We start from the raw sequence: 21,343 nt of genomic DNA, 5'->3' as shown, positions 1-21,343 counted from the left end.
GGAAGGTAGTGAACACAATTCAAGCTTTAAGTGCGTCCCCATCGTCTAGAGGCCTAGGACATCACCCTTTCACGGTGGCGACCGGGGTTCGAATCCCCGTGGGGACGCCAGTTGCAAACAAGAAGCCCTGACCTCGGTCGGGGCTTTTTGTTTGTGTTTATTGCTCGAAAACACTTGGCGAAATCTCTTCACACGCGTAGAATTCCGCCTCCAGCATCGTGGGGCCATAGCTCAGCTGGGAGAGCGCCTGCATGGCATGCAGGAGGTCGGCGGTTCGATCCCGCCTGGCTCCACCACTCCGGACCTTAGGCCGTTCGGATTGCTGAAAACATTGATGAGTTTCATGCGTCCCCATCGTCTAGAGGCCTAGGACATCACCCTTTCACGGTGGCGACCGGGGTTCGAATCCCCGTGGGGACGCCACTCATCAAAAGCTTCCCATTCAGGCAAATCAACGCTAAGATGGTCGGCTTGCAGTAACAACGTGGGGCCATAGCTCAGCTGGGAGAGCGCCTGCATGGCATGCAGGAGGTCGGCGGTTCGATCCCGCCTGGCTCCACCACTTCTCCGGACATTAGGCCGTCCGACAGAAGCAAAAATTCAACGTTTCGTGCGTCCCCATCGTCTAGAGGCCTAGGACATCACCCTTTCACGGTGGCGACCGGGGTTCGAATCCCCGTGGGGACGCCAATAAACGCAGAAGACCCCGGCAATGCCGGGGTTTTTTGTGTCCGCCCCGGTAGGCGCCGACCATTGGTCGGTGCGAATTTCCTGAAAGTCTTTCTTTTTTCAGAAATCTTGATATATTAGGCGGCTCGCAGCATCAACGTGGGGCCATAGCTCAGCTGGGAGAGCGCCTGCATGGCATGCAGGAGGTCGGCGGTTCGATCCCGCCTGGCTCCACCAACATCCGGTCATTAGGCCGATCGGATGGATGCGGCATAAAAATTCAGTTTCGTGCGTCCCCATCGTCTAGAGGCCTAGGACATCACCCTTTCACGGTGGCGACCGGGGTTCGAATCCCCGTGGGGACGCCAATACAACGCAAACAGCCCTGGCCTCGGCCGGGGCTTTTTGTTTGATAGCGTATCGATCAACGATCGACACCTTCCGGGGAATGCGCATGTGCTACTCCGCCCAGATCCGCGCCGACTACACCAAGCTGGTGCGTGAGTTTGGCGCCATGATGTCGCTGGACGAGTTCGCCCAGCTGTATGCGCACGATGCCGGCAAGCAGCGGCCCAAGACACCCAAGGCGATGGACGATGGCTTCGCCGGCGCACGCACCGCGCAGGGCCAGGACATCGTGGCCAAGATCCAGCAGTGGCATGCCGAGGAGATGCAGGCGCTGGACGAGGAGATCCGCGTCCAGGGCGCGCGCCTGAAACAGGCCGAGGACGCCCTCGCCCACCGCCCCACCCAGAAGGCGCGCAATGAGATCCGCGTTGCCGGCAACCGGGTGGAACGGGCGCAGGCGCGCCTGGGCGATCTGCATCGCAGCGGCCTGTTGCCGCGCGACAGCCGCATCTTCCCCGGCGTGTACGCACCGGTGATCGTTTCCGAACACGGCCAGCGCGTGATCAAGCCGATGCGCTACCAGTGCCGGCTGCCGGACAAACCGGCGCGCAATGACACGCTTTACCCCGGCACGTACAACGCGCGGCGCGACAGCCTGGAAGCCTATTGGAAGAACGCGTTCGGCCACCACCACGGCGTGGTGGTGGTGCAATCGTTCTATGAGCATGTGCCGCGCCATGCCCTGGAACAGCGGGTGCTGGTGCCCGGCGAGGCGGCGCAGAATGTCGTGCTGGAGTTCCGTGCCCAGCCGCCGCGCGATCTACTGATCGCCTGCCTGTGGTCGGAATGGGAAGGGCCCGAGGGTCGACTGCTGTCATTTGCCGCCATCACCGACGAGCCGCCGGCGGATGTGGCCGCGGCCGGGCACGACCGCTGCATCGTGCCGATCCGCCGCGAAAATCTGGATGCGTGGTTGAATCCCGACCCGCAGGACCTGGCTGCGCAGTACCGCATCCTGGATGATCGCGAGGCGGTGGAACTGGGCTACGCCGAAGTGGCGTGACGCGCCCTCAGCTGGCGACCGAGGCGCCCTGCAGCGCACGCGCGAGGGCGGCGTTCAACTCGGCAGTGAGATAGGGCTTGGTCAGCAGCACCCCGGAGCGGAAGGCATCCGGCAGTTGGTCCAACACCATGCCCGTTGCGAGCACGAACGGGATGCCCCGGGTGGCCAGTGCCTGTGCGACCGGATCGCTGGTTTCGTGGTTGGCCAGGCGGTAATCCAGCAGCGCGATCTGCGGCTGGGTCTCCTCCAGCAGGCGCAGCGCCTCGTCGACCGACGCGGCCTGACCGACGACCACCGCGCCGGACTGCGCCAGCTGCATCTGCAGCAGCGCCGCGCTCATCTCGTCGTTTTCGACCACCAGTATCCGAAGGTCCTGCAGCCCGCTCATCACGGCTCCCTGTATGGTTCAGGGCCATGAGTATAGCGTCGCGCCGAAATGAAGGCCGCGCAGTGGGTGAACGGTTCAGACCCGAGCATTTGCGTGATTTTTTGTATACACTACGCGGCCAGCCAGCCGAAGTGGCGGAATCGGTAGACGCAGCGGACTCAAAATCCGCCGCCCTTAAAAGCGTGTGGGTTCGAGTCCCACCTTCGGCACCAATGGAATGCGGGCTTCCAGGATCTCCTGAAAAGCACCGTAAAAAAGAAAGGCCCCGTTATTGCGGGGCCTTTTTTTTGTTCTTCGGCCAGACGCGCAAGCCCCTGGGCCGTGTCCCCCCTCGCGATCTTCTACACCTCAAGCGCGCTGGGCAGCGCCGGACATCCAGGCGATGAGGCCAAGAGCCAACACTGCGACCAGTGCCGCGGCTGCAACACCCATGAGAAAAGTTCGTTGCCTATGAGACGCGCGCGCCCAGAGACGATGGGCCGCGTACCCGGCAAGGCATGAAATCAATACGACACTTGCGCCCCCAACCCACCAAAACAATCCCTCACCCACCAACACCCAAAGGACATATCCGCCTTGCGCAAACGTGAGCCATAGCCCAAAGACGGCCCCCAAGAGCATGTAGACGGCGACGCAGAGCTTTCTCATAGTTTGCTTGCCGACGCTGGCCGGCTGACTCAGAACATTGGGTAGGAAAGTGTAAAGCCCCCCGGCTTCCCCCGCACCGCCAGATGCAATGGGCCAGGAATCGTGCAAGTATCGCGGCGACACCGGGAAAGGATTCGCGATGATTCGGCAGAAGACCACGTGCCTCGCCCTGATTGCACTCGTTTCCGTCCTGCCTTCGCTGGCGCAGGCGCAGCAGCCCAAGCTCACTCCCAAACAGGTTCCGCTGCTGTGCATGCAGCGCGAGCGCGATCCGACGGCACTGCTGGTCACCGCGCGCGATGAACTGCACACGCCGCGCGAGCAGTTCATCGCCTCGCTCGGCTCGGGCGCCCTGGATGTGAAAGGCAGGCAGATGATGGTGGAGCGGGTCAACGACGTGTATGACAACCCGTCGCTTACCCACGACACGCTGTGGACCTTCCGCTCCTACCGCTGCATTGAAGAATTCGCGCGCAAGGATTTCGTCAGCTTCAAGCCCGAGCTGAAGGCAGCGCTGCTGGAATGCCAGGCCACGCACGGCGACCGGATGGTGGAGCTGGCCGAATGCGTGGCCGATGCCTCCGCGGCCAACATTGAGACCTCGAAGCACTGGTCCAGCTTCTGATCCCCGCGGTCAGTTTGTCTTGATCAGCGGCGGTGGGTAGTAGCTGCCATCGCTCACGCCGCCCTTCGGTCCGTAGAAGCGGAACGTCAGCCGGTAGTCCTGCCCCTTCGGTGTCGGCAGCCAGTTCGGATCCGGTGCATCGGCGGGCTTGTCGGGTGCGAAGTACAGGGTGAGCGAGCCGTCGGGGTTGTACTTCAAGCCGGACTCGCGGTTGAGCAGGAAGCGGTTCCTGGAATTGGGCAGCACGCGCGCGAACACCGGGTCCACCGCGATCACCGACCAGAAGTAATCGGCGAAGCTGGCCGGCAGCGCCTCCTTCGGGAAGGTCATGGTGTAGCTGTGCGCGCCGTTGAGCTGGGTGTTGGTGCTGTCCAGGTTGCCCTTGAAGTACACCACGCTGTCCAGCTGGTTCGCCCAGATCCCGCCGAGATTGATCAGGGTCCGGCCGAGCCAATCATCGCCGTACGACCCGGCCACCGACGGGCGCACCCAGCCGTTGCGTACGGTGCCATGGCCGATGGTCGCCGAGGCCTTGGCCAGGTCGGCATGCGCCTTGGCGCGGACCACCTGGTCTACCCGCGCGCGCTCGGCCGGGTCCTGGATGCCGGTGGCGATGGCGCGCACCTTGGCCGCGACGCCATCCATGCCGGGATTGAGGTCGCGCTCGCTGTCCAGCACCGCGACGGCATTCTCGAATGCCTCCACGCCGGGCAGATGCTGTTGATCGAACGCCGGGATCGCGGGCAGCGTGGGCGGCGTCGGCGTGCCGGTCGAACGCAGGCCGAACTTCTTCTGCAATGCCACCGCGTCCTTCCAGTTGTCGCCCAGTTCCACCCGCGCCAGCACGCGCAGGAACCTGGCCGGGACGTCGACGCGCACGGTGTCGGTCGGAAGCGCGACGGTTGCGCCTTCCAGACAGACGGCGAATTCGCCCGACGGTCGTTGCGGCTGGGTGCGCGCATCGATGTTGGCCAGGGTCTCGCCCCAGCCGTTGAGGAACTGCACGGTGTAATAGCGTCCCTTGATCTCAGGCACCGTCACCAGCGTGCAGCTGTTCTCGTCCAGCGCCACCCACGCCTCGGAGTACGCCACGTCCAGATTCGGGTTGGGCCACTCCACGGCACCGGGCTTGCGGTGCACGAGCGCATTCCACTTCATGCCGCCGTCCAGGTCCGCCTTCTGCTGGCGCAGCACCAGCAGGCGCCCCATCAGATAGATCCAGGCATCGCTGATGTCCTGGTCGGTGTAGGCCCGGGTAGTGGCAGGCGGTGGTGGCGTGGCTGCCGGGGGCGCAGTTGCGGCAGGGGTGGGCTCCGGCGTGCTGCGGTTGCAGCCTGGTGCGGCGAGAACGGCGAGAACGGCCAGACAGGTGCAGGCAATGCGGTTCACGGAGCGGCTCCTTAGGGGGCACACGGACCGCTCAATGCTGGGTGATTGTCTGGCGGCCTACCTCGGGGGTTTTACTGGGGGGTGGGCAGTAAAGTTACGTGGGGAGAGCCGCCGGAGAGCAGCCGACTAACAGTCGGCTCTACCCAGTCGGCCCCATCCAGTCGGCCCCATCCAGTCGGCCCTACACCAACCTCAGCGTTGGCTGCCCGCCCTGGCGCAGGGCCTGCGCTACGGCTGCGTCTACACGGAAGCCTGCGACGGTCTGCAGCAGTTGGGTGGCCTGCTCTTCCATGCTGCGTGCGGCGGCCGATGCTTCTTCCACCAGTGCGGCGTTCTGCTGGGTGCCCTGGTCGATCTGGTCGACCACGACGTTCATCTGGCCCAGGCTGTCGCTCTGCTGTTGCGCGGCGCCGCTGATCTCGCTGATGAGGTCGCTGACCCGCTTCACGTTGACCACGATGTCGTCCATGGTGCGGCCGGCGCTCTCGACCTGGCTGGTGCCGGTGCCCACCTTGTCCACCGAGTCGGCAATGAGCTGCTTGATCTCCTTGGCGGCGGTGGCCGAGCGCTGCGACAGCGAGCGGATTTCGTTGGCGACCACGGCGAAGCCGCGTCCGTGCTCGCCGGCACGCGCCGCTTCCACGGCCGCGTTCAAGGCCAGGATGTTGGTCTGGAAGGCGATGCCGTCGATGACGCCGATGATGTCCACGATGCGGCGCGATGATTCGTTGATCAACGCCATGGTGCTGACCACTTCGTGCACCACGTGCCCGCCCTGCGCGGCCACGTCCACGGCACCGCTGGCCAGCTGACTGGCCTGGCGGGCATTGTCGGCGGTGCGCCGCACGGTGTCGGCCAGGTCCTTCATGGACACAGCGGTTTCCTCCAGCGAGGCGGCCTGCTGCTCGGTACGCACCGACAGGTCGCTGTTGCCTTCGGCGATTTCGCTGGCACCCAGCGCGATGGTATCGGCGGCGCTCTTGATCTGGCCGATGATCGATGCCATCGCCTCCACCAGCGCGTTGATGCCGCAGCACAGCTCGGCAATCGCGCCGGTCTTGTCATCGGTGGCGATGTGCATGGTCAGGTCGCCGCCCTGTGCCGCAGCCACCACTTCCCGGGTCTGGGCCACGGCGCGCTGCAATGCCTGGGTGTCACGCACCTGATCGGTGATATCGGTGGCGTACTTGACCACTTTGATCACACGCCCGTTCAAGTCCAGGATCGGATTGTACGAGGCCTGTATCCAGATCTCGCGACCGCCCTTGCCGATGCGCCGGTACTGCCCCGCATCGTATTCACCACGCCCGAGCTTCTGCCAGAACGCGCGATACTCCTCGCTCTGCCGATACTCGGGCTCGACGAACATCGCGTGATGCTGCCCGCGCACCTCATCAAGCGTGTAGCCGGTGGTGGCAAAGAAGTTCTCGTTGGCACCGAGAATACGACCGTCCAGGCTGAACTCGATGACCGCCTGCGACTTGTTGATGGCGGCCAGCTGGCCCGCGAAATCGGCGGCCTGCATCATCTGCACGGTGATGTCGGTGGCGAATTTGACCACCTTGTACGGCCGTCCGTTGCTGTCGAACACCGGGTTGTACGAGGCCTGGATCCAGATCTCGCGCCCGCCCTTGCCAATGCGACGGTACTGCCCGGCGTCGTACTCGCCACGGCCAAGCCGGGCCCAGAAGTCGCCGTACTCGGCGCTGCGGGCATACGCCGGGTCCACGAACATGCGGTGATGGTGACCGCGCACTTCGTCGAGCGAGTACCCCAGTGCCTGCAGGAAGTTGTCGTTGGCGGTCAGGATGGTGCCGTCGAGCGCGAACTCGATGACGGCCTGGACCCGGTGCAAGGCCGCGACCTGGGCCTCCAGCTCCGCCTGCCGGCGCGAAGCCGCCTCGGCGTCGCCACGCAGCTCACGGCGGGAAACGAACAGCGCGCGCAGCGCGCGCCAGGGGGAGTCCGACGCCGGCACTCCGGCCGGCTCCGACAGGGGCATCTGCATGCCTGACGTAAGCATCGTTGTAGTCCTCGATGTCCGAACAGCGGGAATGCCTCGGGCGAAAGTACCCGGCGGCGCAATCACATTGGCTTCGGTTACAAGGAAGGTATCGACCCTTCACGCGGGAGCTTGAGAAATCAAGGATTTACAGCTGAACGCTTTACGGTCTGCGTCACAGATTGGCCCAGACTCAGTCCAATCCGGCCTCACCGCCGTCGCCGTCGCCGCTGTCCAGCGGGTCCGGCCCCCCGTGCAGGGGCGCCTCGACCTGGACGTTGTTGCGGCCCATCGCCTTGGCCCGGTAGCACTGGGCATCGGCGGCCGCGACCGCCTCGTCCACGCTCATGCTGCCGCCGATGGCGGCGATGCCGATGCTGGCCCCTACCCCAAGCCGCTGCAGGTCCCAGGGAATGGTGAGGCTGCGCACCGATTCCAGCAGGTCGCTGGCGATGCGGCGGGCACGCTTGAGCGAGCAGCCGGCCAGGATGACCGCGAATTCGTCGCCCCCGAGCCGGGCCACGATGTCCGAATCGCGCACGCCGTGCCGGAGCAGGTTGGCCACCGCCCACAGCATCGCGTCGCCGGCCAGGTGGCCGTGGCTGTCGTTGATCGGCTTGAAGTTGTCCAGGTCGATGAACATCAACGACGCCGACTGGCCGGTGCGCGCTACCCGGGTGATGGCCGCCTGCAGATGGGCCTCGAAGCCACGGCGGTTGCTCAGCTCGGTCAGCGGATCCACCTCGGCCAGGTGGCGTGCCTCACGTTGGCGCGCACGCTGCTGGGTGACGTCGCGGATCACCCAGACCGCGCCGCTGACCTGGCCGTCCTCGTCGTGCAGCCAGGCGCGGGTCACATCCACCGGCAGCAGTTGCGCGCCGACCGACAGCAGCAGGTCCGAATGCAGGTCGACCGCGTTGCTGTCCGGGTCGAGCAGCACCGACACATCCAGCGGCGAGCGCGGCGCGTATTCGGTGGTCAGCTCCATCACGTCCTGCACCTGGCTGCCGGCCACCGGCGCGGCGCCCTCGCCGGCCAGCGCGCGCGTGGCGGCCGCGTTGGCGTACTGGATCAGGCCGTGCAGGTCCAGGTTGAGCACCATGTCAGCCACCGCGTCCAGGGTGACCCGTGTGCGCAGTTCGGACTCGCGCAGCTGCAGGCTGCTCTGGCGCTGGGCGGTGACGTCCTGGATCTGCGACACGAAATGCAGCGGCTCGCCGTGCGGCGCGCGCACCAGCGAGACCGACAACCGCCCCCAGACGATGTTGCCGCTCTTGCCCAGGTAGCGCTTGTCCATGTGGTAGTGATCGCGGCGCCCGGCCAGCAGGTCGCCCACCATCGCCAGGTCGGTGTTGAGGTCGTCCGGGTGGGTCAGGGTCTGGAAATCGATCGTCAGCAACTCCGCGCGGGTGTAGCCGAGAATGCCGCACAGGGCGTCGTTGACGTCCAGCCAGCGCCCTTCCAGCGACACCAGCGCCATGCCCAGCGCGGCCGACGAGAACGCGCCGGTGAATTTCTCGGCAGCCACGTAGGCCTGCTCGCGCATCTCCAGCAACGGGGTGATGTCCACCGCCATGCCGACATAGCCGATCAGGCCGCCGTTGCCATTGTTCAACCGGCTGATCGACAGCTGCACCTGGCGGTGCCCGCCATCCTTGCGCACGAAGGTCCACTGGTGCGACCAGGTGCCCTGCGCGGCGCGCGCGGTCAGCGCTTCGAAGATGGTGGGCACGCGGCCGTCGGCGTCGGCCTCCGGGCGCAGGTAATCCTCCATCTCGTGGACGTCATGGAACAGGCCCGGGTTCACCCGCCCGATCACCTCTTCGGGGGCGTAGCCGAGCAGCTTCTGCGCGCCGCTGTTGAACAGGTTGACCACGCCGTCCACGTCGGTGGCGATCACCGCCACTTCGTCGGAGGCGTCCACCACCGATTGCAGGCGCTGGCGCATGTTGGCCGCATCCTGCAGCGCGTTCTGCAGGTCGCTGACGTCGGCATGCGCACCGGCCATCCACAGCGCCCGGCCCTGTTCGTCCCATTCGTAGACGCGGCCGCGGTCCTGCACCCAGATCCAGTGGCCCAGCTTGTGGCGCATGCGGCACAGGCTGTCGTAGTGCGCGGATCGCCCGTCCAGATGTTCCTGGAGCAGGGCATTGGAGCGCTCCAGGTCGTCGGGATGGACCAGGTGCTGGAAGGTCTTCGGGGTAATCGGCGCCAGTTCTTCCAGGGTATAGCCGACGATCTGCGCCCAGCGTTCGTTGACCCGCATCTGGCCGCTCTGGCAGTTCCATTCCCAGGTGCCGGCCGCCGTGCCCTCGATGATCATTTCCAGGCGACGGCGCTGCTCGGCCATCTCCTGCAGGGCGGCCTGGTCGGCAGGAAGTGTGGAAGGCGGGTTTGCGCGGGTCACAGGTTCGCTCCGGCGCGGCCGCAACCGGCCCCGTCGTGCAGTACCTGACCGCGCTGACCCGCCTGCTGATCTGTCATCTGGCCTCCCCGCCCTATGTACAGCGTACCGGCATTCAACGGCAAGCGGGATCAAGCCACTGTCAAGCTCATTCAGCCAGCGGAGGGCAACTACGGCAAGGGCCGCCCGAAGGCGGCCCCTGGGGTGCAGCGACGGGTGAATCAGCCGCCGCGCTTGGCCCGGGCGAAGGCATCGGCCAACGCATTGTTGGCCGGTGCCGCGCTGGTCCCCGGTCGCGCGCCGACCGGCGCGCCGCGCCCGCCCTGGCGTGCACCACCACCACCGTCACGGCGCTGGCCGCCGGCCGGACGCGCATCGCGCTCGCCGGGGGCCTTGGCCGGGGCGGGGCTGTCGTCCAGGCGACGGGTCAGTGCGATGCGCTTGCGGGCCACGTCGACCTCCAGCACCTTCACCTTGACGATGTCGCCGGCCTTGACCACGTCGCGCGGGTCCTTGACGTAGGTGTCGGACAGGGCCGAGATGTGGATCAGGCCGTCCTGGTGCACGCCGATGTCCACGAAGGCGCCGAACGCGGCGACGTTGCTGACCACGCCTTCCAGGATCATGCCCGGCTGCAGGTCCTTGATCTGCTCCACGCCGTCGGCGAAGCGCGCCGCCTTGAACTCGGGGCGCGGGTCGCGGCCGGGCTTTTCCAGCTCCTTGAGGATGTCGCGCACGGTCGGCACGCCGAAGGTTTCATCGGTGAACTGTTCCGCCTTCAGCCCGCGCAGGAAGCTGCCGTCGCCGATCAGCGCCTTGATCGGGCGCGCGGTGGCGGCCACGATCCGCTCGACAACCGGGTAGGCTTCCGGGTGCACCGAGGACGCATCCAGCGGCTGGTCGCCGTCGGCAATGCGCAGGAAGCCGGCGCACTGCTCGAAGGTCTTGTCGCCCAGGCGCGGCACCTTGAGCAGGTCTTTGCGGCGCTTGAACGGACCATTGTCGTCGCGGTGCCGCACGATGTTCTCGGCCACGGTGGACGACAGGCCCGACACACGCGACAGCAGCGCGGCCGAGGCGGTATTGACGTGCACGCCCACCGCGTTGACGCAGTCTTCCACGCGCGCGTCCAGCGCGCGCGCCAGCCGGTACTGGTCCACGTCGTGCTGGTACTGGCCCACGCCGATGGCCTTGGGTTCGATCTTGACCAGTTCGGCCAGCGGATCCTGCAGGCGGCGGGCGATCGACACGGCACCGCGGATCGACACGTCCAGGTCCGGGAATTCCTTGGCCGCGAATTCCGACGCCGAATACACCGACGCGCCGGCCTCGCTGACCACGATCTTCTGCAGCTTGGTTTCGCCCAGTGCCTTGATCACCTCACCGGCCAGCTTGTCGGTCTCGCGGCTTGCGGTACCGTTGCCGATCGCGATCAGCTCCACGTTGTGCTTCATGCACAGGTGCTTGATCGTCTGCAGCGACTGCTCCCACTGCCGGCGCGGCTCGTGCGGGTAGATGGTGTCGGTGGCGACCAGCTTGCCGGTGGCATCGACCACGGCGATCTTGCAGCCGGTGCGGATGCCCGGGTCCAGCCCGAGCACGGTCTTGGGGCCGGCCGGCGCGGCCAGCAGCAGGTCCTTGAGGTTGTCGCCGAACACGGCGATGGCCTCGGCTTCCGCCTTTTCGCGGGCCTGGTTGAACAGGTCCAGCAGCAGGTGCATGTGCAGCTTGGCGCGCCAGGTCAGGCGGCAGGCGTCGAGCAGCCAGCGGTCGCCCGGGCGGCCGGCGTCGCGGATGCCGGCATTGAAGGCCACGCGGCCCTCGGCGTAGATGTGCCCGGCTTCGGCGTCGCTGCCCGGGTCGAGCTCCAGGAACAGGATCTCCTCGCGGCGCGCGCGGAACAGCGCCAGCAGGCGGTGCGACGGAATCTTCGCCAGCGATTCGGCGTGTTCGAAGTAGTCGCGGTACTTGGCGCCCTGCTCTTCCTTGCCTTCGGCGACACGGGCGCGGATCACGCCCTGTTCGCCCAGCCAGGAACGCAGCTCGCCGACCAGCGTGGCGTCTTCCCCCCAGCGCTCCATCAGGATCGCGCGGGCGCCTTCGAGGGCGGCCTTGGTGTCGGCAATGCCCTTTTCTGCGTCAACGAAGCCGGCCGCGAACTGCTGCGGGTCTTGGCTCGGGTCGGCCAGCAGGCCATCGGCCAGCGGCTCCAACCCGGCTTCGCGGGCGATCTGCGCGCGGGTGCGGCGCTTGGGCTTGTACGGCAGGTACAGATCTTCCAGGCGCGACTTGGTGTCGGCACCGAGGATCTCACCGCGCAGTTCGTCGCTGAGCTTGCCCTGCTCGTCGATGCTGGCCAGCACCGCCGCGCGGCGCTCCTCCAGCTCGCGCAGGTAGGTCAGGCGCGTTTCCAGGTTGCGCAGCTGGGTGTCGTCCAGGCCCCCGGTGATTTCCTTGCGGTAGCGCGCGATGAACGGGACGCTGGCGCCCTCGTCGAGCAGCGCGATGGCGGCACGCGCCTGGGCAGCTTGGGCGCCGATTTCGTCGGCGATGGTCTGGGCGATCTGCTGGGCGAGCTTGAGGTCTGGCATTGCGTCCGGCCGAAGCCACTATGCGGAAACCCCGATTGTGGCAACGCATCGCGGCGGGGGGAACCCGTTGACATTCCCGAATTCCCCGCATGCCGACCAACGGTCGGCATCTACCCGGGTTGGAACGTCGTCAATAACACTTGATACGCCTCAACGGTAATGCCGTGCCGCGCGCTGCTGCACCAGGTCATCGCGCATCGATTCAAGCGCCATCACCCGCACCTTGCCGATGCCCTGCAGCTCCATGAACCGTTCGGTATAGATCTCCGGGCCCGATGCGGTATCGGCGCGGGACTTGCTGAAACCGTGGGGCACCAGGCCCTTGTCGCCATCCTTGCTACCACCGACATAAAGAACGATTGCCATGTGATGTGTTCCTCCAATAAACGTCATGCATGTACAACAGTGTGCAGCTTACCGCGCTGAACCTGACTGAATTGTCATCCAGCCTAATAACCATTGTTTGCATGCAGATGACCTGGCGTTACGGCCACCAGCCACGTCCCGTCATGGCATAGACATCCGCGGCGCGCTCAAACGGATTGCGCGCACTCACCCCGCCGCACAGCAGGTAGACCGGCAGGTACAGCGGCCCCAGCACCAGATACTGGTACACGTGCGCGCGTTCATGATCGTGCAGGCCGATCACCGGCTCGGTGCAGTGTCCGGCCTGGTGGGCGTAGGTGCGGCAGCCCACCTCCAGGGTGGGCCCGGTGTGCAGGATCACGTTGCCCAGCGTGATCGCCCCGCCCGGCCCCCACGGGAACTCGCGAAACACCAGCGCGAAGTCGCGGCCGCTCCAGTACGGGCGCGCGCCAGCCAGCATGCCGGCCACACCGCCCAGCACGCCGATCAGGGTGTTGGGCGCGGTCCACACCGCGCCCAGCCCCTGCAGCGCGCGCAGCGCCAGTGGCGGCAGGCTCAATCGGCCTCGTTGGGGATCAGCAGCCACAGCACCAGGTACACCAGGATGCCCGGGAACGCCGCCGACGCCAGCGACACCACCACGAACAGGATGCGCAGCAGGGTCACGTTCCAGCCGAACCGGTGGGCAATCCCGCCCATCACCCCGGCAATCATGCGGTCGTTGATGGAACGCGACAGGGTGCGGGGGGCGGTGGTGTTCATGGCGGCTTCCTCCAACGTTGGAAGGCTTACGTTAGCGCGGCGGATGTGTAGCGGGCGCGTTGATGCGCAGCGCCTTCAGCCGCGCCCCGAACCACACTGCGGCGGTCTGCTCGGGCTGGCCCGGGCAGGCGATCCGGTAGGGCTTGCCACTCATGCTGCTCTGGCTGGCGGCGCGCTCGATGAACTGCTCGGCGGTGTCCACCTGGTTCTTCTTCAGCAGGTAGTCGTACTTGCGCTGCAGGTGGGCGCGCGCCTCGGCGCCGTCGTGCCAGCTGCCATTGCGCTGGAAGCGGCAGTTGGAGCCGTCCAGCGCGCCGATCAGCCCGGCGATCTCACGGCGGGCGGCTTCGCTGGGCGCGGCCTGCGCGCTGCCGACCAGTGCCAGCACCAGGGCCGCCAGGGGGATCGCGGTGGGTTTCATCGGGTGCGTTCCTTCAGCCACTCGGTGATGGTGGCCGGCACCTCGCGCTGCGCCCGACCCGACACGTAGATGCCGATATGGCCCCCACGGAAACTGCTTTCGGTGTAGTCCTTGCTGCCGATCCGGCCGCGCAGCGCGCGCGAGGCGTCCGGCGGCACCAGGTGGTCCTGTTCGGCGTAGATGTTCAGCACCGGCAGCGTGACCTGGGAGAGCTGCACGGTCTCGGCGCCGATGCGCACCCCGTCATGCATCAACCCGTTGCCCTGGTAGAACTGCTTGATGAAGTCACGGAACGCTTCGCCGGCCAGGTCGGGCGAATCGAAGATCCACTTTTCCATGCGCAGGAAATCCTGCAGCGCGGCCTTGTCGTCGAGGATGTCGAGCAGGCCCACGTACTTCTGCACATTGAGCCGGAACGGCTTGAGCATCAGGTAGCTGGCATTCATCAGGTCGGCCGGGATGTTGCCCAGCGTGTCGACCAGCAGGTCCACATCGACCTGCCTTGCCCAATGCGACAGCATGTTGTCCGGGGTCTGGAAGTCGACCGGGGTCACCATCGTCACCAGGTTGGCCAGCTTGGGCTGGCGCAGCGCGGCATAGCACAGCGAGAACACGCCGCCCTGGCAGATGCCCAGCATGTTGATCGGCGCGCCGTCATTGGCGGCGACCAGATGGTCGACCGCGCCATCGATAAAGCGCAGCAGGTAGTCTTCCAGCGTCTGGTAGCGCTCGGAGCGGTCCGGGTAGCCCCAGTCGAGCACGTACACATCGTGGCCCAGCGCCAGCAGGCGCTGCACCAGCGAACGGTCGGCCTGCAGATCCACCATGTAGGGGCGGTTGACCAGCGCATACACGATCAGCAGCGGGGTGCGATGTACCGGCGTTTCCTCACCGACAAACCGGTAGAGCGCCACCTTGCCGTCGCGCCAGACTTCGTCGCGGGCGGTGGCGCCGTAATCCACGTCTTCCACCGAGGGCAGCAGCTTCAAGCCGTCCATCAACTTGCGCTGCATGGACAGCGTTTCCTGCAGCAGGTCCTCGGCGTTGAACCCCAGCGGCCCCTTCATGGCGCCGCCTTGCGGGCGCGCGGACGGGTCGACTTCGCGGGCTTGGCGGGCTTTGCAGGTTCAGCGGCCTTCGCCGCCTTGGTGTTCTTTGCCGGCTTGGCGGCGCTGGCGGCCTTTGCAGGCTTCGCCGGCGCCTTCCGGACTTTGTCGCCCGCATCGCTGCGCGCCTCTGCGCCGGCACGTGACGGCTTCACGGGCGCGGGCTGTGCAGCCCCGGCGGCCATGCGCCGGACCAGCCGCTCCAGTTCGGTGATGCGGCGGTGCGCGGCATCCATCTCGGTGCGGGTGGGCATGCCGGCCGCTTCGCAGAAGCGCTCGACCTCCTGCTGGGCACCCGCGCGCAGGCGCATCTGGGCATTGCCCAGCGCGGCATACACCTGCTGGAACGGCTCGGACATCGCGACCTTGGCATAGGCCTCCTCGGCCGCCTCGATCCACAGGTCGAACATCGCACGCGCGCTGGTCAGCTGGTTGCCCGGCTGCTCGTGTTCGGCCAACCGCTGTTCAAACAGGTTGAAAGCGTCATCAAGCGCCTGCTTGATCTGGTCGACATAGTCGCGCGCGTGGCCCTGGTACTCCTGCTGGGCACGCAGCAGCGCCTGCCAGCGCGCCTGGTGTTCGCGCGCCGGGCCGAACGCGGGGCTCTGCAGCCAAGGGCCGAGATCGTGCTGCAGCCGCTCCAGCAGCGCCAGCAGGTCCGGGCCGCCGGCCTGGGTGTGGCCGCGGGCACCCTGCAGCATCCACTGCAGCAGCCCATCGCCCTGCCCCTCCACCGCCTCGCGCCACGCCTGGGCGATGTCGGCGCTGGTGCTGTCCTGGCCGGCGAAGCGCGCCGCCACCTTCTGCATCGTGCCGTACCAGCCACCGGCCTGGTCACGGAAGCGGTGCACCGCCTCCTCGGACTGGCGGTTGCCCGGGTTGGACATCAGCTGCGCCCAGCCCTCGATGGTCTGCTGCCAACTGCCGGGCCCGGCGCCGGCGGCGTCGCCGTGGGGCGGCACGGCGGCGTGCCGGAGCGCATCGCCCCAGGCACTGAAATACTGCCGCGCCAGCGCCTCGAAGTCGCCGGCGTCGTGGCCGCTTCCGGCGGTGCTCATCGCAGCGCTCCGCAGTGGCAGGACAGGAACAGGAACATCAACGGGCTCCGGGTCACGGCTTGGGAATGCGCAGGGTCTTGCTGATCATCAGCGAGCCGGACAACGCGAACAGCAGCACCAGCGGGTGCAGCTGCCACGGGCCCAGCTGCCAACGGCCCAGCCACAGGTCGTGGCCGATGGCGCCCATGCTGGCCGCCACGGCCAGCACCACCACCAGCGCCAGGCTGGTGGGAATCGGGGTGCCTTCGAAATACGGCACCTTGTCGCCATCGCCGGCCAGCGATTCGGCGGTGACGTTGTAGCGGGCCAGCCGGCTGACGCCGCAGCACACGAAATAGCTCAGCACCAGCCAGTCCCAACCGCCCTGCATGCCACAGGCATAGGCCAGCGCGGCCGGGGCGACGCCGAAGGAAATCACGTCGGACAGCGAATCCAGCTCACGGCCCAGGGTGGAACTGGACTTGCGCCAGCGTGCGATACGGCCATCCAGGGCATCGAAGATGAAGGCCAGCGGGATCAGCGCCATGCCAAACAGCAGGTAGCTGCGCTCCCCGTCCTGCAGGAACCGCATCGCCGCGAACACCGCACCGGTACCGCAGAACGCATTGGCCAGGGTGAACCAGTCGGCCAGCTGGAACTCGCGCAGCATCGTGAAGTGACGTTTCATGGAGGCTCTTTGGACGGCAATGGCAAGAGAGTACCGCGACGGCCCAAACCGGGACAGCCTTCACGAAAGGCGGCCCGTCGCGCCGCACTCACGCATCGACGACATGCGGTGAATTTTTCGCCACCCATCTTGACAGCCTAGGGGGGTGGTCGCTCCCGTCGCTTATCCACAAACTTACGCACCGGTCATCCACACCCCCTGTGGATAAGCTGGGCCTATGGCAAACCGCGCCCGGCCCGTCTGACCTCAGAGTCGGGTGTAGGACCAGGACTGCATCGCGCCGTCGCGATACGGCATGACGCCATGGAACGGGCGCGGGTCGCCGTCGAACACCAGCGGCAGGAACTGGCGGTCGCCTTCCCACAGCGGCAGGTTCTCGATCTTGTCCACGTCCACCCACTCCAGGGTGCCTTCGGGGTTGGCGGTCAGCGGCGTGCCGGTGAAGTCGTCGATGACGAACACGAAACCGAACCAGTCCTCGCCGTGCTTGCCGAAGCCGGGCCAGCTGATGGTGCCGCGCATGCGCATGGTGCCGCATTCGATGCCGGCCTCCTCCAGGATCTCCCGGCGCATGCCGGCGGCCACGTCCTCGTCGCGCTCGACCTTGCCGCCCAGCCCGTTGTACTTGCCCAGGTGAAGGTCACCCGGCCGTGCGTTGCGGTGGATCATCAGGGCTTGCCGGCCATCCGGCGACAGAACGTAGCCCAGGGTGGCCACGATGGGGGTATAGGGCATGACGCACGGGCTCGCGGAACACAAACGCCGATTATGCGCGATCCGCGCAGGCCGGGTTGCTCAGCCGGTGACGCGGGTGCGGCGGGTGTCGGCCGGGGCCGCCAGTGCGTCGCCATCGCGGCGCAGCGTGGCCACGCCATGGCCGCGTTCGGCCAGGTATTCCAGCCACTTGCCCAGGAAGGTGTTCATGCGCATGCGGTGGCTGATCAGCTCGGCCGGCGGCGGGTACATGCCCACCACGTCCTGCCAGCGGCGACCCACGTAGCAGTGGGTGGTCTCGGCCTGGCGTGCATCGCGGTACAGCCGCACGTAGGCCGACGGGTCCGGCTGCCCGGTGACCGGGTCGGCGAAATCGTAGGTCAGCCGCAGCTCCACGGTGTACCGGTGGCACTCGATCACGTCCAGGCGCACATCGAGCCCGTCGCCCACGGAGGACACGTAGCTGCCCGGCACCAGCTCGGCCGGCGCGAACAGCCGCACCAGGTGCTGGTAGTTCTCCGCGTACAGCCCCATCAGCCAGCTCAGGCGGCTGAGCCGGGGGATGCGTTCGATGCGGGGCGATGCCTGGGCCATGTCTCGATCCTACACGTTGGAGATTCAAACGTGGGGACGGCGGAGACCGGCCAGAAGGGGCGGTCAATAAAGCTCGCGCTGCAGCCCCAGCGTGGTCAGCACCTTGCTTGAGATCTCCTCGATCGAGGTATGGGTCGTGCTCAGGGTGGGAATGCGCTCCATCCGGAACATGGTCTCGGCCGCGGCGACCTCGCGCCGGCAGGTCTCCAGGTTGGCATACCGCGAGTTGGGGCGGCGCTCCTGGCGGATCTGCTGCAGGCGGTCCGGGTCGATGGTCAGGCCGAACAGCTTCTTGCGGTAAGGCCGCAGCCGGGCCGGCAGGCGGTCCTGCTCCAGGTCCTCGTCGGTCAACGGGTAATTGGCCGCCCGCACCCCGTAATGCAGGGCCAGGTAGATGCAGGTGGGGGTCTTGCCGGCGCGCGACACGGCCACCAGGATCACGTCGGCGTCGTCGTAATTGATGGCGATTCCGTCATCGTGGGTCAGCGCGAAGTTCATCGCGTTGATGCGCCGGTGGTAGGTCTCGAAGTCGACCATGCCGTGCGCCTGGCCCACCCGGGAATGGCGGTTGACCTCCAGTTCGCGCTCCAGCGGCTCGATGAAGGGGGCGAACACGTCCAGCATCAGCCCGCCACTCTCGGCCAGGATGATGCTCAGGCCGCTGTCCACGCAGGAACTGACCACAATTGGCCGGACCTGGTAGCGCTCCCCCGCCGCACGGATCCTTTCACAGGCTTCCCGGGCTTTTTCGGGGTCGTCGATGAACGACATTCGATCGGTAATGAAGCTGAACCCGGAGAACTGGGTCAGGAGGCTATGCCCAATGGTTTCAGCGGTGATACCGGTTCCATCGGAGACGTAGAACACCGGACGGATCGTCGACATGCGTCTTTTAACCCCTCTGAAGCTTAAAAAGGCCGTCGATACAAGCTTGTGCCGACAGCGGTCTGCCCGGCATCATATCGGCTTCTTCCTACGGACGTGGCCATCCAAGCCCGCCTCGGGCGATGGCCAAACGGAGCATCGCGCTTGAACGAGAATATCCTGTGGTTGCACGAACTGCGCTTGGCCGACCTGGCCCGCGTAGGCGGCAAGAATTCGTCGCTGGGCGAAATGATCGGCAATCTTGCCGGGCTGGGGGTGTCCGTCCCCGGCGGTTACGCAACCACCGCTGAAGCCTTCAAGGACTTCATCGCGCACAACGACCTGTCCAAGCGCATCTTCGACAAGCTGGCCACGCTGGACGTGGAAGACGTTGCCGCACTGACCGTTGCCGGCAAGGAAATCCGCGGTTGGGTGATCGACGCCCCGCTGCAGCCGCAGCTGGACCAGGACATCCGCACGGCCTACAAGCAGCTGTGCGACGAAAACGGCGGCGGCGACGTGGCCGTGGCCGTGCGCTCCTCGGCCACCGCCGAAGACCTGCCCGACGCGTCGTTTGCCGGCCAGCAGGAGACCTTCCTCAATGTGACCGGTGCCGACGACGTCGTGCACAAGGTCAAGGAAGTGTTCGCCTCGCTGTACAACGACCGTGCCATCGCCTACCGCGTGCACCACGGCTTCAAGCATGAAGACGTGTTCCTGTCCTCGGGCGTGCAGCTGATGGTGCGCTCGGGCGTGGGTTCGTCGGGCGTGCTGTTCACGCTGGACACCGAATCCGGTTTCCGCGACGTGGTGTTCGTGACCTCCAGCTTCGGCCTGGGCGAGATGGTCGTGCAGGGCGCGGTCAACCCCGACGAGTTCTACGTGTACAAGCCCACGCTGAACGCCGGCAAGCCGGCCATCCTGCGCCGCGCGCTGGGCAGCAAGGCGATCCGCATGGTGTATTCGGACGTGCCCGGTGAGCGCGTACGCATCGAAGACACGCCGGTCGAGATCCGCAACACGTTCTCGATCAGCGACGAGGACGTGCAGGAACTGTCCAAGCAGGCGCTGATCATCGAAAAGCATTACGGCCGCCCGATGGATATCGAGTGGGCCAAGGACGGGGTGAGCGGCAAGCTGTTCATCGTGCAGGCGCGTCCGGAAACGGTGAAGTCGCGTGGCCACGCCACCCAGATCGAGCGTTTCGCGCTGAACCAGAAGGACGGCAAGGTGCTGGCCGAAGGCCGCGCGGTGGGTGCCAAGATCGGCGCCGGCGTGGCCCGCGTGGTCAAGTCGCTGGAAGACATGGCCCGCGTGCAGCCCGGCGACGTGCTGATTGCGGACATGACGGACCCCGATTGGGAGCCGGTGATGAAGCGCGCGTCGGCCATTGTGACGAACCGCGGTGGCCGTACCTGCCACGCGGCGATCATCGCGCGTGAGCTTGGCGTGCCGGCGGTGGTCGGTTCGGGCAACGCCACGCAGGTGCTGAAGGATGGCCAGGAAGTGACGGTCAGCTGCGCCGAGGGCGACACCGGTTTCATCTACGAAGGCATTCTGGACTTCGAGCGCACCACGACGGACCTGGGCAATATGCCGCCGGCGCCGCTGAAGATCATGATGAACGTGGCCAACCCGGAACGTGCGTTCGATTTCGGCCAGCTGCCCAACGCCGGCATCGGCCTGGCGCGTCTGGAGATGATCATTGCCAGCCACATCGGCATCCATCCGAATGCGCTGCTGGAATACGACCGCCAGGATGCGGCGACGAAGAAGAAGATCGACGAGAAGATCGCCGGTTACGCCGATCCGGTGAGCTTCTATGTGAACCGCCTGGCCGAAGGCATCGCGACGCTGACGGCGTCGGTGGCGCCGAACCCGGTGATCGTGCGCCTGTCGGACTTCAAGTCCAACGAGTACGCGAACCTGATCGGCGGCAGCAATTACGAGCCGCACGAAGAGAACCCGATGATCGGCTTCCGCGGCGCCAGCCGTTATGTGGACCCGAGCTTCTCGGCCGCGTTCGCGCTGGAGTGCAAGGCGGTGCTGCGCGTTCGCAATGAGATGGGCCTGGACAATCTGTGGGTGATGATTCCGTTCGTGCGCACGCTGGAAGAAGGCCGCAAGGTCGTGGAGGTGCTGGAACAGAATGGTCTGAAGCAGGGCGAGAACGGCCTGAAGATCATCATGATGTGCGAGGTGCCGTCCAACGCGCTGCTCGCGGATGAGTTCCTGGAGATCTTCGACGGCTTCTCGATCGGCTCGAACGATCTAACCCAGCTGACGCTGGGCCTGGACCGCGATTCGTCGATCGTGGCGCACTTGTTCGACGAGCGGAACCCGGCGGTGAAGAAGCTGCTGTCGATGGCGATCAAGTCGGCACGCGCGAAGGGCAAGTACGTCGGCATCTGCGGCCAGGGCCCGTCCGACCATCCGGATCTGGCCGAATGGCTGATGCAGGAAGGTATCGAGTCGGTGTCGCTGAACCCGGACACGGTGGTGGATACCTGGCTGCGGTTGGCCAAGTTGAAGGCCAAGGGCTGATAACGAAAAACCCCGCTTCGGCGGGGTTTTTTGTTGGGCCGTTCGAAATTGCGCCAACGGCTAAGTGCCTTCGCCTGCGAATGCATCTGCTTTGGGCCGGCGGCGGTGGGTATGCGGGGG

The 21,343-nt window shown here is 66.2% G+C and carries 18 protein-coding genes and 8 tRNA genes; 11 read left to right on the top strand and 15 right to left on the bottom strand.

Features of this window, described 5'->3' with window-relative positions:
- The first annotated feature begins 34 nt into the window (after window positions 1–34).
- From ACREPD_RS17075 to ACREPD_RS17040, 8 genes are all read left to right on the top strand, one after another.
- A tRNA-Glu gene (locus ACREPD_RS17075) sits at window positions 35–110 on the top strand.
- A gap of 110 nt (window positions 111–220) precedes the next feature.
- Window positions 221–296 (top strand) — tRNA-Ala (locus tag ACREPD_RS17070).
- A gap of 51 nt (window positions 297–347) precedes the next feature.
- Window positions 348–423: transfer RNA gene (locus tag ACREPD_RS17065), tRNA-Glu, on the top strand.
- Window positions 424–486: 63 nt separating this feature from the next.
- Window positions 487–562: transfer RNA gene (locus ACREPD_RS17060), tRNA-Ala, on the top strand.
- A gap of 52 nt (window positions 563–614) precedes the next feature.
- Window positions 615–690, top strand: a tRNA-Glu gene (locus tag ACREPD_RS17055).
- Window positions 691–830: 140 nt separating this feature from the next.
- Window positions 831–906: transfer RNA gene (locus tag ACREPD_RS17050), tRNA-Ala, on the top strand.
- 55 nt (window positions 907–961) lie between these two features.
- Window positions 962–1,037 (top strand) — tRNA-Glu (locus ACREPD_RS17045).
- A gap of 86 nt (window positions 1,038–1,123) precedes the next feature.
- On the top strand, window positions 1,124–2,080 hold the full coding sequence (locus ACREPD_RS17040) for an SOS response-associated peptidase family protein (protein WP_431600430.1): 957 nt from the start codon (window positions 1,124–1,126) through the stop codon (window positions 2,078–2,080).
- A 7-nt stretch (window positions 2,081–2,087) separates the two neighbouring features.
- Here ACREPD_RS17040 and ACREPD_RS17035 read toward each other — a convergent pair whose 3' ends face one another.
- Window positions 2,088–2,468, bottom strand: a complete 381-nt coding sequence (locus ACREPD_RS17035) for a response regulator (protein ID WP_431600429.1) — start codon at window positions 2,466–2,468, stop codon at window positions 2,088–2,090.
- Between the two features lie 125 nt (window positions 2,469–2,593).
- Between ACREPD_RS17035 and ACREPD_RS17030 the strand changes: the two genes are divergently transcribed.
- Window positions 2,594–2,680 (top strand) — tRNA-Leu (locus ACREPD_RS17030).
- 575 nt (window positions 2,681–3,255) lie between these two features.
- Window positions 3,256–3,741: a hypothetical protein gene (locus ACREPD_RS17025; protein ID WP_431600428.1), complete on the top strand. Its 486-nt coding sequence runs from the start codon at window positions 3,256–3,258 to the stop codon at window positions 3,739–3,741.
- Window positions 3,742–3,750: 9 nt separating this feature from the next.
- On the opposite strand, the gene ACREPD_RS17020 is transcribed toward ACREPD_RS17025, so the two are convergent.
- The 14 genes from ACREPD_RS17020 to ppsR form a co-directional block, all read right to left on the bottom strand.
- Window positions 3,751–5,130 carry a DUF1214 domain-containing protein gene (locus ACREPD_RS17020; protein ID WP_431600427.1) on the bottom strand — a complete coding sequence of 460 codons (1,380 nt, stop codon included), beginning with the start codon at window positions 5,128–5,130 and terminating at the stop codon, window positions 3,751–3,753.
- Window positions 5,131–5,311: 181 nt separating this feature from the next.
- Complete coding sequence (locus tag ACREPD_RS17015; RefSeq protein ID WP_431600426.1) at window positions 5,312–7,153, bottom strand: methyl-accepting chemotaxis protein; 1,842 nt, start codon at window positions 7,151–7,153, stop codon at window positions 5,312–5,314.
- Between the two features lie 172 nt (window positions 7,154–7,325).
- A complete protein-coding gene (locus tag ACREPD_RS17010) occupies window positions 7,326–9,482 on the bottom strand; it encodes a PAS domain S-box protein (RefSeq protein WP_431600431.1) in 2,157 nt (718 codons plus the stop codon).
- A gap of 275 nt (window positions 9,483–9,757) precedes the next feature.
- The gene (locus ACREPD_RS17005) at window positions 9,758–12,127 is read right to left on the bottom strand and encodes a Tex family protein (protein ID WP_431600425.1); all 2,370 of its coding nucleotides are present in this window, start codon (window positions 12,125–12,127) and stop codon (window positions 9,758–9,760) included.
- A gap of 150 nt (window positions 12,128–12,277) precedes the next feature.
- Complete coding sequence (locus ACREPD_RS17000) at window positions 12,278–12,493, bottom strand: hypothetical protein (RefSeq protein WP_421567346.1); 216 nt, start codon at window positions 12,491–12,493, stop codon at window positions 12,278–12,280.
- A 118-nt stretch (window positions 12,494–12,611) separates the two neighbouring features.
- Window positions 12,612–13,052 carry a hypothetical protein gene (locus ACREPD_RS16995; protein ID WP_431600424.1) on the bottom strand — a complete coding sequence of 147 codons (441 nt, stop codon included), beginning with the start codon at window positions 13,050–13,052 and terminating at the stop codon, window positions 12,612–12,614.
- Window positions 13,049–13,255, bottom strand: coding sequence for a PspC domain-containing protein (locus ACREPD_RS16990; protein WP_421567348.1), 207 nt, complete (start codon window positions 13,253–13,255; stop codon window positions 13,049–13,051). The genes ACREPD_RS16995 and ACREPD_RS16990 overlap by 4 nt, the downstream gene beginning before the upstream one ends.
- Window positions 13,256–13,286: 31 nt before the next feature.
- Window positions 13,287–13,676: a YfeK family protein gene (locus ACREPD_RS16985; RefSeq protein ID WP_431600423.1), complete on the bottom strand. Its 390-nt coding sequence runs from the start codon at window positions 13,674–13,676 to the stop codon at window positions 13,287–13,289.
- Entirely contained in the window at window positions 13,673–14,743 is a 1,071-nt protein-coding gene (gene phaC / locus ACREPD_RS16980; protein ID WP_431600422.1) for a class III poly(R)-hydroxyalkanoic acid synthase subunit PhaC, read from the bottom strand. Before phaC ends, ACREPD_RS16985 begins: the two co-directional genes overlap by 4 nt.
- Window positions 14,740–15,840 carry a class III poly(R)-hydroxyalkanoic acid synthase subunit PhaE gene (phaE, locus tag ACREPD_RS16975; RefSeq protein ID WP_431600421.1) on the bottom strand — a complete coding sequence of 367 codons (1,101 nt, stop codon included), beginning with the start codon at window positions 15,838–15,840 and terminating at the stop codon, window positions 14,740–14,742. Before phaE ends, phaC begins: the two co-directional genes overlap by 4 nt.
- Before the next feature lie 52 nt (window positions 15,841–15,892).
- On the bottom strand, window positions 15,893–16,507 hold the full coding sequence (locus ACREPD_RS16970; RefSeq protein WP_313340851.1) for a CDP-alcohol phosphatidyltransferase family protein: 615 nt from the start codon (window positions 16,505–16,507) through the stop codon (window positions 15,893–15,895).
- 246 nt (window positions 16,508–16,753) lie between these two features.
- The gene (locus tag ACREPD_RS16965; protein WP_431600420.1) at window positions 16,754–17,242 is read right to left on the bottom strand and encodes an NUDIX hydrolase; all 489 of its coding nucleotides are present in this window, start codon (window positions 17,240–17,242) and stop codon (window positions 16,754–16,756) included.
- A 60-nt stretch (window positions 17,243–17,302) separates the two neighbouring features.
- Window positions 17,303–17,815, bottom strand: coding sequence for a DUF1249 domain-containing protein (locus ACREPD_RS16960; protein ID WP_431600419.1), 513 nt, complete (start codon window positions 17,813–17,815; stop codon window positions 17,303–17,305).
- Window positions 17,816–17,878: 63 nt separating this feature from the next.
- Window positions 17,879–18,700 carry a posphoenolpyruvate synthetase regulatory kinase/phosphorylase PpsR gene (gene ppsR / locus ACREPD_RS16955; protein WP_431600418.1) on the bottom strand — a complete coding sequence of 274 codons (822 nt, stop codon included), beginning with the start codon at window positions 18,698–18,700 and terminating at the stop codon, window positions 17,879–17,881.
- A 144-nt stretch (window positions 18,701–18,844) separates the two neighbouring features.
- Here ppsR and ppsA point away from each other — a divergent pair, with 144 nt between their 5' ends.
- Window positions 18,845–21,223: a phosphoenolpyruvate synthase gene (gene ppsA, locus ACREPD_RS16950; protein ID WP_431600417.1), complete on the top strand. Its 2,379-nt coding sequence runs from the start codon at window positions 18,845–18,847 to the stop codon at window positions 21,221–21,223.
- The last annotated feature ends 120 nt before the right edge of the window (window positions 21,224–21,343 follow it).

Origin of the sequence: Stenotrophomonas sp. (assembly GCF_050737075.1) — a bacterium.
Lineage (GTDB): Bacteria > Pseudomonadota > Gammaproteobacteria > Xanthomonadales > Xanthomonadaceae > Stenotrophomonas.
The sequence above is the reverse complement of the archived record's forward strand: the minus strand, read 5'-3'. Positions and strand labels throughout refer to the sequence as shown.